We start from the raw sequence: 15735 nt of genomic DNA on the forward strand, positions 1-15735 counted from the left end.
GTTCCGGCTTTGGGCTCACCCCCGCCCGCGCTCCCGCCGGACCGTCTCCACGCCGCTACGGAAACCCCAGGGGGGCTTTCAGGAACAGGAAGTCCCCCTGGGAGCCGCGAAAATGCATGAGAACCAGTATAGGGACGCCCCCGTGCATGAGCTTCACGCCCCCATGAACCCGCGGCCTCTTTCCGCTGACGTTGCCCAGAGAAAATGCTGAAGATGGCTAAGGAAAATTCTCATTTCGGTACGGAGTGCAAAAGCCCCGTCGTGCTGAGCGGATACGGAGCATCTCCACGTTAGCCCCTTCGCGTTGCTCCGGGTGACAAGCTTGTGGAGCCCTGACGTGACACGGAGAGTGGTGGCGCCCCACTCCTGGGTATTCCCACTGAACTGGGCTGAGAAGCCCTGGAGAACCTCCCTGTTCCCACCGGACGGTGAGCGGAACAGGGAGTGACGGTGCCCCGGTGGAGGGGCGCTAGGAGGACTCTTGGGGGCGGGGAACGACCTGCCGCCCCTCCCCGCCGTACTCGGCGAGGACATCGCGGGCAACGTCCCCGGCGCGGCCAACCTGCGTGAGCGCGACCACCGCCCCGCCAAAACCTGCCCCCGTCATGCGGGCGCCGTAGGTCGCGGGATGGGCCTGGAGGAGCGCCACCAGCCGGTCGACCTCGGGCACCGTGACCTCGTAGTCGCTCCGCAGGCTGGCGTGGGAGGCGTTCATCAGCTCGCCGAATTCGGGGGCGGGGGCGTTCAGGGCCCGCAGGACGCGGGCGTTCTCGGAGACGACGTGGCGGGCGCGGCGCAGGAGCAGGCCAGGCAGGCCCGTCAGCGCCCCCACGTCCGTCACGTCCCGCAGCTCGCGCACGCCGAGCAGGCGGGAGGCCTCCTCGACCTGGGCGCGGCGTTCGTTGTACCCGCTCTCGGCCAGGCGCCGGGGCACGCCGCTGTCCAGGACGAGGACCTCGCCGCCCGCCGGGAGGGGCAGCTTGCGCCGCTCCAGCGTGCGGGTGTCGAGGAACAGCATGTGCCCCTCGTCAGCGAGGCTGCTCGCCATCTGGTCCATGATGCCGCTCATCACGCCCACGAACTCGTGTTCGACCCGCTGCCCCAGCAGGGCGAGGTCCACGTCGGTGAGGGAGAGGTCATACCGCTCCCTCAGCGCCCGCAGGGTGGCGATCTCCAGCGCGGCGCTGCTCGATAGCCCCCCGGAGGGCACGTCGGAGGTGATCCACACGTCGAGCGCGCCCTGCACTCCCGCCACCGAGACGCAGCCCGTCACGTACGGCGCGAACTCGGTCCCCTTCTCCCCGAGGGGAACCTCCAGCATCCGCCCGAAGTTGTCGGAGTACAGGCGGTGCGTCTCCCCCTCCCGCCGGGCCAGGGCCACCGTCGTCTGCTGCGGAATCGCGCTCGGCAGCACGAAGCCGCCCTGGTAGTCGGTGTGCTCGCCGAGGAGGTTGACCCGGCCCGGCGCGCGGGCGGTGACCTCCGGCGGGCGGCCGAACACTTCCTCAAAGGACGGCAAGGGCCACCTCCCGCAGTTCCGCCGCCTTCTGCTCGGGCAGGGCGTCGTTGGCGAACTCGCCCGCGCCCTGCTCGGTCCCGGCGAGGTACTTCAGGCGGCCCGGGGCGCGCAGGTAGGGCGAAATCTCGATCCTCAGCGGCCACTCGGGGTAACTCTGCCCGTCCGTCGGCGCCTGCTGCACGGTGAGCAGGTAGGGCATCCGCACGCCGAACAGCGCGTCCAGCCGCATCAGGGCGTCCTTGAGCACGGCGGCAAAGGCGTCGCGCTCCGCGTCCTCCAGGTCGGAGAGGAAGGCGGCGGGCCGGGTCGGCAACACCCAGGTCTCGTAGGTGAAGCGGGCGAAGGGCGGCACCACGCTGAGCGCCGCGCCCCCGTCCCGGATGACGCGCAGCCCGGCCTCGCGCTCGGTGCGGATGAAGTCCGTAAGCCAGGGGCGGCCGTGTTCCTCGCGCCAGGCCCGCATCTGCCCCAGGGCGCGGGTCTGCACCGGGGGGAGGTGGTCGTAGGCGTAGATCTGGCCGTGGGGGTGGTGCAGCGTGACGCCGACCTCCACCCCCCGGTTCTCGAAGGGCAGCACGTACTGGAGGCGGGGGTCACGGCCGAGTTCGGTCGTGCGGTCGGCCCACACGTCGAGGAGCAGACGCACCTCCTCGACCGGCAGGCCGCCCAGGGTGCCCGTCGGGTCCTGGCTGAACACCACGACCTCGCACTTGCCCACACCGGGGCGCACGGGCACGCCGGGCACCGGGTCGGGTTCGGGCGCGTCCGGGATCAGGCTGGGAAAGCGGTTGTCGAACACCGCCATGTCGTAGCGGCCCCGCGGCAGCTCGGTGGGGTGCGCCTCGTCGTGGGTGGGCGCGAGCGGGTTGTACTCGGGCGGCGGCAGGAAGGTGCGGTTCTGGCGGTGCGCCGCGTACATCACCCACTCGCCGCGCACCGGATGCCAGCGCATCTGGGGCCGCGCCACCACGGGCTGCGGGTCGGGGCTGGGGATGGGGCTCTCGACCTCGACCGGGGCCAGCCCGTAGAGCGTCAGGGCGCGGCCATCCGGTTTCACGAACTCCGATTTATGCATGGTCACCCGTCTCTGTCCTCCCGCTTGACACGTTCGGGGGGCAGCATAGCCTGTTTCGCCCGGGAGGGTCGGCGCCGGGCGGCGGCATGAGAGCGGGGCCGGGGCTTTCCTGAAGGGGCGTGGACTCCCTCTACACCTGGGCCGGTGCAGATTGGGCCTGGGAGGAAAGAATGGGGTCAACCCTTCGGACGGGGCGCGCCCCCGAAGTCCTGGCCGTCATCCTGATGGGCGACGGGCCAATCTCGGTGCTGCGACCCGTGAGGCACAGCCCGCTGTGGTGGATGCCGCTGCCGGGGGTGCGGCCCCTGATGGACCTGATGGAGTGGTGCGCCGAGCGCCCGAACGTCACCCGTGCCCCCGGCCTGTAGCTGGACGCGCGGCTATACGCCTCGCCGCCGACCGTGGATGAACGGGCGCCCGCCCGCTTCCGGTAGCTCACTCAGGGAAGCTGGGCGTACAGGTCCACCCGCCCACCCGGGCGCACGTCGTCGCGGGCCGCAATGGCAACGGTGGCGCTGGGACCGGTGCGGCTGCTGAGCTGGGTGATCAGGTCCACGAACTCGTTCACGTCGAGGCCCTGGTTGGTGATGTACTCCCCGGGCACGCCCCGGGTGGTGAGGTCCACGACCGCGTCCTGCACGAGGTCCTGAATCTGGCTCTGGAGGGCGCGGGTATCGCCCCCCAGCGTGACGGTCGCGCGGCGGATGGGCTGGCCGCCCCGGTACAGCACCGTGTTGGGCCGGGCATCGCAGGTGAGGTCCACCGGGAAGCCCACGGCGGTGTTGTTCGCCGCCCGGCACTGGACGAAGGTGCTCGCGTTCAGGCCGCGCAGCTTGGTCTCCAGGGCCGAGCGCGCGGAGGGGCTGAGGCGGGCGGCGGGCGTGCCCTTCGCGCCCCGGCTGCTCGCGGCGGCGGCGGCACTTTGCAGGAAGCCGTCGAGGTTCCGCACGCTAGGCACGACCCCGGCGTACACCAGGTCGTTCTTGGGAAAGGCGAGGTCCGCGCTGCGGCTGGCGCTGAGCTCGTTGCGGGCACTGGAATACTCGTCCTGGAGCTTGCCCAGGCTGGCGCGGGTGGAGGCGAGGTCGCGGGCCAGCGCCTCGTTCGCGGCGCGCAGGTCAGCCTGCTGGGCGCGCAGGGTCACCAGGTCGGCCCTGATCCGGTCGCGCTCGGCGGCGATGGCGGCGCGCTCGCGGGCGGCGGCGTCGCGGGCCTGAAAGGCCGCGTCGCGGGCACGGGTGGCGGCGTCGCGCTGCTGGGCCACGGCGTCCCGCTCCCGCGTCGCCGCGTCACGCGCCTGCGCGGCGGCGTCCCGTTGCCGAATGGCGGCGTCGCGGGCCTGGTTGGCCGCGTCCCGTTCCCCGGCGGCGGCGTCCCGTTCGGCGGTCAGGCGGTCGCGGGCGGCGATCAGGCTGGCGCGCTCGGCAGTCAGCCGGTCCCGCTCCTTCTGGGCGGCGAGGCGCTGGGCCTCGGCCCGGGTGGCGGCGGCCACGGCGGCGTCGCGGGCCGCGCGGGCGGCGTCGCGTTCCCCCGCCAACTGGTTGCGCTCGGCCTCGATCCTCTGACGGGAGGCCTCCAGAGCGCGCACCTGGGTGTCCAGCTTGGCGGCGCGGGCCTGGGCCTGCTCGGCGCGCGTCTGGGCCACCTGGGCCCGGGTCTGGGCCTGGGTGACCTGGGCCTCCGCCTGCGCGGCGCGGGCGTCCAACGTCTCCACCTGCCGCCCGAGCGTCTGCACCCGGGCGTCCAGTTCCCGGGCACGGTCCCGGCTGGCGGCCAGGTCAGCCTCCGAGGCGGCCAGTCGGGCGCGGCTCTGCTCGGCGCGGGCCTCCAGCGTCTCGCGCAGCCGGGTGAGCTCGGTCACCTGTGCCCGGAGGTCCTGGGCCTGTACCAGGGCGGCCTTGCGCTGCGCCTGGGCCTGGGCCCGCCCCGCCTCCGCAGCCCGCAACTCGGCATTCGCCTGCGTGAGGCTCGCCCGCGCCGCCTCGCGTTCCCGGCGCAGCGCCCCCGCCTCGCGGCGGGCGGTGTCGCGCTCGCGCTGCGCGGCCTGGAGGTCACCCTGCACCCCCCGGACCTCCTCGCGCAGCGCGTTGATCTGGGGCCGGAGCTGGTCCGCCTGCGCGATGGTGTTCACCGCCGAGCGGTTGAGCAGCAGGAAGGCCGCCAGGCTCGCCGCGCTGATCCCCATTCCGGCGAGCACGGCGACGATCAGCGCGGTGGTCTTGGGCCGCAGCCCGAACCAGCGCAGGTGCTTGCGGCCCACCTTTTTGGCGATGGTGTCGGCGGCGTAGGCCACCACCCCGGAGAGGAGGATCACGAAGGGCAGAAAGAGCCACAGCACGAGCCTTCTCCCCGTTACAGCTCGAAGTCGTCGCCCAGGTAGTGGCGCCGGGCGTCCTCGTCGGCGGCGAACTCCCCGGGCGTGCCCTGGAACTTCAGCTCGCCGTCGAACATCAGGTACACCCGGTCGGTCAGGGCGATGGTCTCGCGCACGTTGTGGTCGGTGATGAAGACCCCGATCCCCCGGCGGTCACGCAGCTCGCGGATCAGCCGCTGAATCTCGCGGATGCTCTTGGGGTCCACGCCCGTGAAGGGCTCGTCGAGGAGCAGGTAGTCGGGATCGGTCGTGAGCGCCCGGGCGAGTTCCAGCCGCCGCCGCTCCCCGCCCGAGAGCTGGTAGGCGTAGGAGTTCGCCAGGTGGCTCAATCCGAACTCGGCGAGCAGGGCGTCCGCGCGGGTCTCCTGCTCGGCGCGGGGCAGGCGCTGATACTCGAGGATGGCGAGCAGGTTGTCCCGCGCCGTCAGTTTGCGGAAGGCGCTGGGCTCCTGCGGCAGGTACCCCAGGCCCAGCCGCGCCCGCTCGTGCATGGGGAGGCGGGTCACGTCGCGCTCGCCGAGGCGGATGCGGCCCCCGCCCGGGCGGATAAAGCCCACCAGCATGTAGAAGGTGGTCGTCTTCCCCGCCCCGTTCGGCCCGAAGAGCGCCACGATCTCGCCGGGCCGCACCGTGAAATCCACCCCGCGCACGACCTGCCGCCGCCCATACGTCTTGCGAAGGCCCTGGGCCAGGAGTTCGGGGCGCGCGGTGCCGACGGGGACGGTGGGGAGGGCGGCAGGGGCGGTCACGTCAGCGAGCGTAGCACGGGGTGTTGACCTCGGCCGTGAGGGCGGGAACGAAGGGGAAGCAGAGGGCCTCCGCCTGTCCTGTGCGCCTCCTTGTCGGGCTGCGGGGGTTGAAAGCCGGACAAAGGTTGCCTGCACACGGCCAGAACGCCCGGGGTTTTTCCGTCGAGTTCGTGCCGGGTCGAGTGGGTGTGCGACCTGGGGGAGTGGAACCCCTGAGCGATGGGCCGAGCAGGCTGCCCCCCGCAGAACTCCAGGTCGTGGTGGATCAGGGGCGGTGGCGGCTGGTCAGGTCCGCCGCCAGACCGCCCTGCCCCGGGTGTCAGGCCCTCTCGGGAAGTCTTCACGGCCACTCTGCAAGGCAGTCCCAGCACGTGGTGGGCGAGCGGTACGCGAGGCGGCGCTGCTCACTCGCCACCTCCGCCAGGGTCTCGCCCGCACCGCCCGGCTCGGCGGGGACGGGGCCAGGATGAGCTACCCCGCACCGCGCACCTCCTCCAAGCCCACCATGACATAGCGGTTCTCGCGGTCGTAGGTCTGGCTGCGCGCGCCGAAGCGCTCCAGCATGGCTTCCGGGAGCATCGACTGAACGTTGGGACGTTCGGTAATCATGGTCGCGGCCTTTCTGCCCCGCGCGGGCGAGACAGGCGTGATGGCCGGTGGATCGGCGCTGCCCCGCCGTGGGCGCTTGATGACGGCGCCCACCACCTGATGGTGAGCAAGCCGGTCCGCCGCGGTGCCCGGGAGGTTCGCGGGCGGCACCCCGACCAGGGGGTGCCGCCGCAAGGTTATTTCGTCCAGACGGTAGCGCCGGTGTCGCCGGTGAGGCGGCGCAGGAAGGCGTCCTTGTTCCCCTCGTGGCCCGCCCCGAGGTCGGCGTAGGTGTACCCGGTCGTGTACACCTGGGTCACGTCGAAGGTGGACGGGAAAGGATCGGGCAGCAGGGGGCTCTGGCCGTTCACGCCGCCCCTGACGACCCGGGTGGCGATCCCGAAGCCGAAGGTGCCGTAGTTGCTCGGGCTCGGGTCACCGGCGATGGTCTTGGACCACGACCAGAACGCGTCCTTGCTGAAGCGGGTGACGAAAGCGCCGAAGATCATGGTGGAGGGGTCGCGCTGGTATCCGGTGATGTAGAGGCCTTCGGGCGTGGCGCTGGCGCCGCCCACGAAGGTCGAGTCCGAGGAGCCCAGGCTGTCGTACCTCCACCGCTCCGCGCCCGTCGCCCCGTCGTAGCGGGCGATGGAGAGCTTCTGCGCGTAGGGGTAGGCGTTGATTTGGTGGGTGCCCGCCAGGTAGACGTCGTTGTAGGACACGGCCAGGCTGGCCCCAAAGTAGCGGTCGGCGGAGTGGTATCGCCGCGTCCAGATCACGCCGTCGGTGCCGGGGTCCAGCTTTCTGATGCACCGGTCGCTGCCGCCACCCGCGCTCAAGATGAAGCCCGCCGTGTACAGCGCCCCGTACTCGTTGGTGGCGACCGGGCCCGAGCACAGGTCGGAGAAGCGGGTCCAGAGGCGCGTGCCGTCGCGGGTATAGCCGGAGACGGCCCCCTTCCCGTTGATGGTCTGCGACACCCAGACGAGGTTGCCGTTGGGCTCCGCCGCGACCCCGTCCACCTCGTCGGAGCCGGTGGTGCCAATTTGGCGGGTCCAGGCCACCGCTCCGCTCGGGGTGTACTTGCGGATGAAGCCGTCGTACCTCCCCTGGTAGCTGCCCTTGAGGCTGCCCGCCGTTCGCCCCACTACGTACACGTTGTCGTAGCGGTCGGTCGCAATCTGATAAACGAGCTCTTGGTCGGAGCTGCCCAACTGCCGCCCCCACACCAGGTTGCCCGCCGCGTCGTACTTGGCGAGGAAGGCGTCCTCGTCCCCCTCATTCGAGTCATACAGGGCGCCGCGGGTGCTCCCGGCCATGTACACGCCCGCGCTGTATTTGCGACCGCGCTGCCCTCGTCACCGCTGCGGGTGCCGGACTGGGGGGTGAGCACCGCGGTGGCTTTCATGTCTGGGGCAGGGGTTTGGGTCACCTGCGGGGCGACGGGTTGGCCGCAGGCGCTCAGCAGTCCGGCCAGCAGCAGCAAAAGGCGGTTGTTCTTCGTCATGATGTCTCTCCATCTGGAGCGGATAAAACGGTGGGCCTTGGAACCCTTCCACTCAAGCTCTTGCGAGGCCCCCCGGTGGCTCTGGCTGACCGGTTCAGCGGGCGGAATGGTCGTGCGTGGCCGTCGCTGCCGCCGGGCAGGTCACCAGCGGGTTCCAGTTGGCGAAGAGTTCCAGCGGGTTGTGCTGCCAGGCCCACAGGTGCAGCGCGTAGAACGGCTGGGGCAGCAGCGTCGTGTTCAGTGAGAACTCCCGACCCAGCAGCGTGGGGGCGGCCTTGTGGCCCGCGTCGTGCCAGGCCTTCTGGAACACGATGTACTCCACCCCGACCAGCCGCAGCGACCCGTCCGCCCGGGGCTCATACATCAGGGCCTCGGGCCGCAGCGGGTCGAGGCGCGGGTCCCCGATCAGGGCGGCGTTGGTGTAGTGGACGCCCTGCGCGCCCTGGCGACCGCTCATACAGTCCATGAACTTCCCGTAGCCCGCCGCGAGCGCGGCGTTCACGTCCTCGAAGGGCGCCACCGCGGCGCGAATCTGCACGAGTTGCCCCAGGGTCGGCTGCGGGGCGTACGGGGTTATGGCAGCGGCGGCGGATGCGAACAGCAGAACTCCAGATGTGAGCAACACATGCCTCATGGTGGTCCCTCCTCAGCAGGTATTCGTTCCCTCGCCCGCGTCTTCGGCGAGCCGATGGAACGACAACCCGCGCCTGGTGACGGTCCTCTCCCGAAGCACCGGGCCGCCCCGGTGCCTGCCCTGTCGCCGTTGAGAGTCCTTACCCTCCGGGGTCGGCCCGGCGACCACGCCACCCCCGCCTCAGCGGTAGAAGTACGGGTCGAGGACACTCACCGGCGTGATGCGGTCCACGGGGAGGCCGTTGCGCTCGGCGGCGCGGCGGATGGCCCCGGGGTCCGGGCCGTCGTAGATGCAGTAGGTCTGCCGATGATCTCCCGTCACGTAGGAATGCACCCAGGTCACGCCCAGGTCGGCGTTGTGGTCCACCACGTTCAGGCAGGCGGTGGCGCCCTCGGCCGTCATGGGGATGTGCAGACCTTCCGGGAATGTCCGTTCGACCAGGTAACGCGGCATATGTTCCTCCTGTGTCCCGGACGTGGAATTGGGGTCGTCCGGGGACACGTGCAGCCTGAGGCCGGGCTGGTTAAAAGCTGGTCAAAAAACCGGGCGGGGTGGGCCACCCGGGGGGCAAGGCCGCGCGGTTCAGGAAGTGCGGGCGCCGTCGGCCCGAACCCGAGGTGAACCCCGCCGCGCCGGACATCCCGCTGTTCCCGATGCCCACGTCGTCCCGAGGGGTTCGGCAGCGTGACGCTCCAAAGCTGGCGCTGGGAACTTCGAACCCTGCTCGACCCCGGGAACAGCAGCTAAGATGGGATCGTCAACGCGTCGCAACCAGGGTTGACGCCCTGGGAAATTGGCGACCCCTCGGAGGTGCGGGGTGCGGAGCGAGCTGCAAGCGGGCCTGGTCAGAGGACTCGGGGCGGTGCGGTCCCGGCGGGTGGGCGTGGCCCTGGGCCTGTGGGGCGAGCCGGGCATCGGCAAGACCTTTCTGGCAGACGCGGTGCTGGGCGCCGTGGGCTGCGCCTGCTACCGCGCCCACGCCACGCAGGACCTCGGGGCGCTCGCGCTGGCCCTGCCCCGCGCCGGGCGGCTGCCGGGCTGGGCGGCGGGGCAACTGGCCCGCCTCGCGCGGGGCGAGACCCTGGACGCGGCGGCGGGCGTGAACACCCTCGCGGCGGCGCTCTCCGCCCTGGCCCCCTTCGTGCTGCACCTGGAGGACCTGCACGAGGCGGGACCCGAGCCGCACGCCCGGATCGTGGAGCTGGCGCGGGCCGTCAGGCGCAGCCCCGGGGTGGGCCTGCTGGTGACCAGCCGGGGCGAGCCGCCCGCCCCCTTCACGGGCTACCGCCTCCGCCCACTGGGCGGGGACGAGCTGGCGGCGCTGCTGGGGAGGGAACTCGGGGCCGAGTTGCCCGGGCAGGCGACCGCCTGGATCACGGACCGCACGGGCGGCAATCCGCTGTTCGCCCTGGAGTTCCTGCGCTACCTGAGCCGCCAGGGCTTCCTGTGGAGCGACGGGCGGCGCTGGCACTGGCGCGCCCCCGGGAACGGCTTCGTGCCCGCCACGGTAGAGGCCCTGATCGCCTCGCTGTATGCCGGTGCGGCGCGGGACCCGGACGAGCGGGCGGTACTGGAAGCCCGCGCCCTGCTGCCCGCCGGGCTGGAGGCCGGGGAGCTGGAGGCCGTCTGGGGGCCGCTGGCCGGGCTGGAGGGCGGAGCGCTGGGTGAGGCCCGGCGGCGCCTGGAGGCCGCCGGACTGCTGCGGGGGGACCACTTCGCCCACCCGCTGTTCGGGGAGGTGATCGCGCGCGAGCTGACGGGGGAACGCCGCGAGCACCTCGCCCGGCAGGCCCTCCCGGTGCTCGCCCGGGTGAACCCCCTGCTGGCCGCCGAGCTGCTGGAGGCCGCGCGGCTCCCGGACGCCGAGGCGTTGGCGCTGCTCGACCAGGCCGCCGCCCAGGCGAAGGTGGCGGGGCAGGGGGTGCGGGCGGGCCGCCTGCTGGCCCGCAGCGTGACCTGGCGCCACGGGGCGGACCGCGCCAGGGTCGCCCTGGAGGCCGCCCGGCTGCTGTACGACACTGACTACGGCGAGGTGGTGCGCCTGCTGGAGCTCAGCCTGGAGGCCGAGCCGGACAACGCGGAGGCGCTGTACTTCCTGGCCGAGTGGCGGCTGCTGGAGCGGGCGGGCCACGCCCCGGACGCGCTGCTGGCCCGCCTGCCCGAGACGGAACGGGCCAGTGCCCGGTGGTGGTCGAAGTGGATCAAATTCCACTTCCTGGCCGGGGCCTGGCCGGAGGTGTTGCGCCTGTGGCAGGCCCACCCCGGGTTCCACGCCGGGGCTCCGGCCATGACCGTGCACGATGTCGCCTTCGCCCACCTGCTCACGGGGGACCCGGCAGGGGTGCTGGCCCTCACCGGCCCCGCCCTGGAGCGCCCGGACCTGGGGCCGCTGGAACGCTGCGACCTCTGGAACGTCCAGGCCTGCGCCCTGTGTGAATTGGGCGAGCTGGACACCGCGCTGGAGGCTCTTGGACACGCCATCGACGTGGGCGGCGCGGAGGGGGCCACCGTCTGGCTGAGTTCGTACCTGTTCAACCGGGCGGAGGTGCTCGCGCGCACCGACCAGCCCCTGGACCGGGCCATCGCCGACGCCGAGGCGTGCGTCCGGTTGCGGGTGGCGCACGGCTCGCCCTACCAGGTGGCGCAGGTCCAGCCGCTGCTGGGGCACCTGCTCACCCTGCGGGGCGACTTCGAGCGGGCCGAGACGCTGCTGCTGGAGACCCGGGCGCTGGGCGAGCGGTCTCCCGCGGGGGACGCCCTGCCCCGCTGCCTGATCGCGCTGGCCGAGCTGTACCTGGAGTGGGACCCCCCGCACGGCCCGGTGCTGGCCCGCCGGGCAGCGGCGGCGGCACTGGACCTCGCCCGCGCCCCGCAGAACGTCGAGCTGCTGCCCGAGGCGCTGGAGGTGAACGCCGACGCCGCCCGGCGGGCGGGCGACCCGCAGGCCGCCACCCGGCTGCTGGCCGAGGCGGGGGCGCTGATCGGGGGGAGAGCCGCCCCTTCCGCTCAGGCCCGCCTGTGGCGGCGGCAGGCCGGGCTGGAGGCGGAGGCTGGGCGGGTGGACGCGGCCCGGGCGCTGCTGGAACGGGCGCTGACCCTGGCCCGCACCCACGGACCGGCCCGGGAGGCCCAGCTCTGCGGGCTGGCCCTGGACCACCTGCGGGGCGACGCCGCCGGGGCCAGGGCGCGTCAGGCCTGGTTCGAGGCCCGCGGCCTGGGGGCGCTGGCCGCCCGGGCGCGGCGCCTCTTCCCCGAACCCGCCGCGCCGGACGTGCCGGCCCCGCCCGCCCTGCGCCTGAACGTGCTCGGGCCTCCCACCCTGGAGCGCGGCGGCCAGCGGGTCGTCTACCGGGGCCGCAGGAGGACCGAACTGCTGGCCTGCCTGCTCGAAGCGCGCCTCGCCGGGAGGGCGGAGCTGGGCACGCTGGACCTGCTGGACGCCCTGTACCCCGGCGAGCCCGAGGAGGCCGCGCGGCGCACCCTCAAGCAGCACGTCCACCTGCTGCGCGAGGCGCTGGGCGCGGGCTGCGTGCTGAGCACCCCCGGGGGGTACGCCCTGGGCGCGGTGGGCAGCGACGCCGAGGCGTTCCTGGCGGGTGGTCCCGCCGCCCTGTGGCGCGGCCCCTACCTGGGCGGCCTGGCGGAGGGCTGGCAGCCGGGCGTGCGGGATGCCCTGAGCCTGGCCCTGCGCGAGCGGGTGGAGACGCTGCTCCTCTCCGACCCGCCGGAGGCGGCCCGCCTGGGCCGGGTGCTGTGCGAGATGGAGCCCTACGACGGGGAGGCGCTGCGGCTGACCCTGAGCGCCCTGGAGGCCGCGGGCGAGCACCGGGCGGCGGGGCAGTTCTACCGGGAGCGGCGCGCGGCGCTCTTGGAGGTGGGCGAGGTGCTGCCGGTGGAGGCCGGGGCCTTCGTGGGGACCTGACCCTTCCGGCCGGCAGGACGAGGCGCTCCGGCTTCCGGGCGAACGGCCCCACGGGGACAGGGGCCCCCTGCCCTCAGCCCTTCCCCTTACACTACCCCCATGCTGCTGACCATCATCGTGCTCGATTCCGTGGGGGTGGGGGCGCTCCCCGACGCGGCGAGCTTTGGGGACGTGGGGGCGCACACCCTCAACCACACCTTGGAGGCGGCCCCGGTCACCCTCCCCCATCTGGCCCGGCTGGGGCTGAGCCGGGTGCCGACCGTGCGGACCTCGCCCAACACCATCCCGGCGGGAGAGGTGGAGGGCGCCTTCGGCCGCCTGCGCGAGGTCAGCCCCGGCAAGGACACGAGCACCGGCCACTGGGAGTTTATGGGCGTGCAACTGGAACACGCCTTCCAGGTCTTCCCCGACGGCTTCCCGCCCGCCGTGATGGACCGTTTCGACGCGGCGACCGGGCGCGGGCACCTGTGCAACAAGCCCTACAGCGGCACGGACGTGATCCGCGACTACGGCGCGGAGCATCTTCGCACCGGCTTTCCCATCGTGTACACGAGCGCCGACAGCGTGTTCCAGATCGCCGCGCACGAGGACGTGGTGCCGCTGGAGACGCTGTACGCCTGGTGCCAGGCGGCGCGCGCGATCTTGCAGGGCGAGTACGCCGTCGCCCGGGTGATCGCCCGGCCCTTCCGGGGCGAGACCCCCTTCGAGCGGGCGAATGAACACCGCCGGGACTTCTCGCTCGTGCCGCCGCCCACCGTGCTCGACGCGCTGAAGGCGGCGGGGTGCGAGGTGGTGGGCATCGGCAAGATTCCCGACATCTACGCGCACCGGGGCTTCACCGAGGAGATCCACACCGACAGCAACGCGGACGGGATCGCCAAGACGCTCGCGCGGATGCGGCAGGGGGGAAACGGGCTGATCTTCACCAACCTGGTGGATTTCGACGCGAAGTTCGGGCACCGCCGCGATCCTCAGGGTTACAGCGCGGCGCTCGGGCAATTTGACGCGGCGCTGCCGGAGCTGCTGGCGGCGGTGCCCCGGGACGGCGCGCTCCTCGTCATCAGTGACCACGGGAACGACCCCACCTGGCACGGAACGGACCACACCCGCGAGTACGGGCTGCTGCTGGGCTGGCGCCCCGGGCTGACGGGGGCGGTGGACCTGGGCGAGCGCGCCACCTTTGCCGACGTGGGCGCGACCGCCGCCGAGGCGCTGGGGGCCGAGTGGGACGGGCCGGGTGAGAGCTTCTGGAGCGCCCTGAGGTGAACGGCGAGGCACCGGAAGCGCCCGACTTCCGCATCCAGCCGGAGGCCTTCACGCTCACCCTCTCGCTGGGGGGGCGGTACGCGGGCAGCCAGGAGTGGGCGATCCACCCCGAGCGCGGCGCCCTCGTGGCGCGGGTGCAAACTGACTTCGGCGGCGTGCTGCCGGAGGTGCGGCGGGTGCAGACGAGCCGCCTCCACCCCCGCTTCCTGACGAGCCTGCACTACGCGGAGGGCGACGGGCGGGGGCGGGCGAACTTCGAGACGACCTTCGACCGCCGCTCGGGCCTGACCACCCTGCGCCAGGGCAAGGAGGAGGCGACCGCGCCGCTGACCACCGACCACCACGACCCGGTGTCGCTGCTGCTGTGGCTGCGCACCCTGGAGGACGTGGACCGGGCCGACGCGCGGCTGACGGGCGGGCGCGTCCTCGTGCAGCGGCTGCCGGCGGCGGAGGTCGGCGGCCTGCCCGCCCGCGCGTACTTCCTGCGGCCCGGCGGGGCTTACGTCTACATCGAGCAGGCTCCCCCCCACCGCCTGCTGCGCCTGATCCAGCCCACCGACTTCGGCCCGGTCGAGGCCACCCTCCAGCCGCCCCGCAAGCCGCAGCCCGAACGGCGACGGCGGCGGGCGTCGTAGCTCGAACTTCCCCACCCTTCCCGGAGACCCCATGCAAGTCCTTCAAGGTGACGCCGCCCGCGCGGCCCTGACCCGAACCTTTTCCGAGATTCCCGTTCCCGACAGCGTCCTGGCACGGATTGAAGCCACCTTCGGCGAGCCCCTCACGCCCGAGCAGGTGGTCACCCGCATCCTCGCCGACGTGAGGGCGCGGGGCGACGACGCGCTGCTGGAGTGGACCGAGACGTTGGACGGCGCCCGAATTCATGCCCTGGAAGTTCCCCGCGGGGAGATCGAGGCGGCGCGGGTCGAGCCCGAACTCCAGGATGCGATTCGTCTGGCGGTGGGCCGGGTGCGGGCCTTCTACGAGCAGCAACCGGCCCACGGCTTTCTGGAACACGGGCCGGACGGGGCGCTGGGCCAGCTCGTGCGCCCGCTGGGCCGGGTCGGGGTGTACGTGCCCGGCGGCCTCGCTCCCCTGGTCAGCACGCTGATCCACACGGCGGTTCCGGCGCGGGTGGCGGGCGTGCCCGAGCTCATCGTCACCACGCCGCCCGCGCGGGACGGGACAGTGAACCCGGCGATTCTCGTCGCGGCCCGGGAGGTCGGGATTGACCGGGTGTTCCGGGTGGGGGGCGCGCAGGCCATCGGGGCGCTCGCCTACGGGACGGCCAGCGTGCCCGCCGTGGACAAGATCGCCGGGCCGGGCAACCTCTTCGTGGTGATCGCCAAGCGGATGGTGTACGGGCAGACGGGCATCGAGAGCCTGCCCGGCCCGACCGAGACCCTCGTGGTGGCGGACGACAGCGCAAGACCCGCCTTCGTGGCCGCCGACCTGCTCGCCCAGGCCGAACACCTGGGGGCCGAGCCCGTCCTGATCGGCACCAGCCGCGACCTGCTCGTGGAGGTGCAAAACCAGTTGGGCGGCCAGCTCGAGGCCCTGCCCGAGCCCAACCGGAGCTGGGCGCGCGACAGCGTGCTGGCCCGGATGAAGGTCGTTCTGGCCGCCAGTCTGGACGAGGCCCTCGACCTTGCCAACCTGTATGCCCCCGAGCACCTGTGCCTGCTCACCCGCGACCCCTGGAGCCTGCTCGGGCGGGTGCGGCGGGCGGGCGGCGTCTTTGTCGGCGAGGCGAGCATGGAGGCGCTGGGCGACTACGTGGCGGGTCCCAGCCACGTCATGCCGACCGGCGGCACCGCCCGCTTCTTGAGCCCCGTCAACGTTCGCGACTTCCAGAACATCATCAGCGTGGTGGGCGTGAACGAGGCCGCCCTGCGCCGCATCGGCCCCCCCGCCGCCGTCCTCGCCCGCGCCGAGGGGCTGGAGGCCCACGCCCGCGCCATCGAGGCCCGGTTGATGCCGGAGGTGCCCGACGCTCACCCGGAAGCGACGTTGGAGGCGGTGAAGGGAACGGAGGAGCGCGAGGTGTAGCGAGGCGGGGAGCCAGGAGCCTCATCCTCTCTGGCCCCACGCTTCAGCCCGGCAA

13 protein-coding genes are annotated in these 15735 nt (G+C 72.8%); 5 read left to right on the forward strand and 8 right to left on the reverse strand.

All coding sequences use genetic code 11. The features are described 5' to 3' along the window. Nucleotides 1-469 precede the first annotated feature (469 nt). Both galK and galT read right to left on the reverse strand, forming a co-directional pair. Nucleotides 470-1519, reverse strand: a complete 1050-nt coding sequence (gene galK / locus DAERI_RS17485) for a galactokinase (protein ID WP_165794267.1) — start codon at nt 1517-1519, stop codon at nt 470-472. Then, on the reverse strand, nt 1506-2594 hold the full coding sequence (gene galT, locus DAERI_RS17490; RefSeq protein ID WP_103130727.1) for a galactose-1-phosphate uridylyltransferase: 1089 nt from the start codon (nt 2592-2594) through the stop codon (nt 1506-1508). Before galT ends, galK begins: the two co-directional genes overlap by 14 nt. Before the next feature lie 170 nt (nt 2595-2764). Between galT and DAERI_RS17495 the strand changes: the two genes are divergently transcribed. Then, nucleotides 2765-2962 (forward strand): hypothetical protein, encoded by a 198-nt coding sequence (locus tag DAERI_RS17495; RefSeq protein ID WP_133162066.1) that lies wholly within the window; start codon nt 2765-2767, stop codon nt 2960-2962. Nucleotides 2963-3033: 71 nt separating this feature from the next. On the opposite strand, the gene DAERI_RS17500 is transcribed toward DAERI_RS17495, so the two are convergent. The 6 genes from DAERI_RS17500 to DAERI_RS17525 all read right to left on the reverse strand — a co-directional run bounded on the left by DAERI_RS17500 (nt 3034) and on the right by DAERI_RS17525 (nt 8899). After that, entirely contained in the window at nt 3034-4932 is a 1899-nt protein-coding gene (locus tag DAERI_RS17500; protein WP_103130729.1) for a DUF3084 domain-containing protein, read from the reverse strand. Nucleotides 4933-4946: 14 nt separating this feature from the next. Next, nucleotides 4947-5717: an LPS export ABC transporter ATP-binding protein gene (gene lptB / locus DAERI_RS17505; RefSeq protein WP_103130730.1), complete on the reverse strand. Its 771-nt coding sequence runs from the start codon at nt 5715-5717 to the stop codon at nt 4947-4949. 471 nt (nt 5718-6188) lie between these two features. Then, a complete protein-coding gene (locus DAERI_RS22470; protein WP_165794268.1) occupies nt 6189-6326 on the reverse strand; it encodes a hypothetical protein in 138 nt (45 codons plus the stop codon). A gap of 176 nt (nt 6327-6502) precedes the next feature. Next, nucleotides 6503-7624: an SBBP repeat-containing protein gene (locus tag DAERI_RS17515; RefSeq protein ID WP_103130732.1), complete on the reverse strand. Its 1122-nt coding sequence runs from the start codon at nt 7622-7624 to the stop codon at nt 6503-6505. A gap of 282 nt (nt 7625-7906) precedes the next feature. After that, on the reverse strand, nt 7907-8446 hold the full coding sequence (locus tag DAERI_RS17520; protein WP_103130733.1) for a hypothetical protein: 540 nt from the start codon (nt 8444-8446) through the stop codon (nt 7907-7909). A gap of 180 nt (nt 8447-8626) precedes the next feature. Continuing rightward, nucleotides 8627-8899, reverse strand: coding sequence for a DUF4242 domain-containing protein (locus tag DAERI_RS17525; protein ID WP_103130734.1), 273 nt, complete (start codon nt 8897-8899; stop codon nt 8627-8629). A gap of 364 nt (nt 8900-9263) precedes the next feature. Between DAERI_RS17525 and DAERI_RS22605 the strand changes: the two genes are divergently transcribed. The 4 genes from DAERI_RS22605 to hisD all read left to right on the forward strand — a co-directional run bounded on the left by DAERI_RS22605 (nt 9264) and on the right by hisD (nt 15680). Beyond that, on the forward strand, nt 9264-12368 hold the full coding sequence (locus DAERI_RS22605) for an ATP-binding protein (protein WP_201262782.1): 3105 nt from the start codon (nt 9264-9266) through the stop codon (nt 12366-12368). Nucleotides 12369-12467: 99 nt separating this feature from the next. Then, entirely contained in the window at nt 12468-13634 is a 1167-nt protein-coding gene (locus DAERI_RS17535) for a phosphopentomutase (RefSeq protein WP_103130735.1), read from the forward strand. Next, a complete protein-coding gene (locus DAERI_RS17540) occupies nt 13631-14269 on the forward strand; it encodes a hypothetical protein (RefSeq protein WP_103130736.1) in 639 nt (212 codons plus the stop codon). The genes DAERI_RS17535 and DAERI_RS17540 overlap by 4 nt, the downstream gene beginning before the upstream one ends. A 31-nt stretch (nt 14270-14300) precedes the next feature. Then, complete coding sequence (gene hisD, locus DAERI_RS17545; RefSeq protein ID WP_103130737.1) at nt 14301-15680, forward strand: histidinol dehydrogenase; 1380 nt, start codon at nt 14301-14303, stop codon at nt 15678-15680. Nucleotides 15681-15735: the final 55 nt, after the last annotated feature.

The organism is Deinococcus aerius (assembly GCF_002897375.1).
Classification (GTDB): Bacteria; Deinococcota; Deinococci; order Deinococcales; family Deinococcaceae; genus Deinococcus; species Deinococcus aerius.

Excerpts from the sequence above, each read along its gene's own strand:
- galT (WP_103130727.1), bottom strand. The coding sequence starts at position 2,594 with ATGCATAAATCGGAGTTCGTGAAACCGGATGGCCGCGCCCTGACGCTC.
- DAERI_RS17495 (WP_133162066.1), top strand. The coding sequence starts at position 2,765 with ATGGGGTCAACCCTTCGGACGGGGCGCGCCCCCGAAGTCCTGGCCGTC.
- DAERI_RS22470 (WP_165794268.1), bottom strand. The coding sequence starts at position 6,326 with ATGATTACCGAACGTCCCAACGTTCAGTCGATGCTCCCGGAAGCCATG.
- DAERI_RS17515 (WP_103130732.1), bottom strand. The coding sequence starts at position 7,624 with ATGGCCGGGAGCACCCGCGGCGCCCTGTATGACTCGAATGAGGGGGAC.
- DAERI_RS17520 (WP_103130733.1), bottom strand. The coding sequence starts at position 8,446 with ATGAGGCATGTGTTGCTCACATCTGGAGTTCTGCTGTTCGCATCCGCC.
- DAERI_RS17525 (WP_103130734.1), bottom strand. The coding sequence starts at position 8,899 with ATGCCGCGTTACCTGGTCGAACGGACATTCCCGGAAGGTCTGCACATC.
- DAERI_RS17535 (WP_103130735.1), top strand. The coding sequence starts at position 12,468 with ATGCTGCTGACCATCATCGTGCTCGATTCCGTGGGGGTGGGGGCGCTC.
- hisD (WP_103130737.1), top strand. The coding sequence starts at position 14,301 with ATGCAAGTCCTTCAAGGTGACGCCGCCCGCGCGGCCCTGACCCGAACC.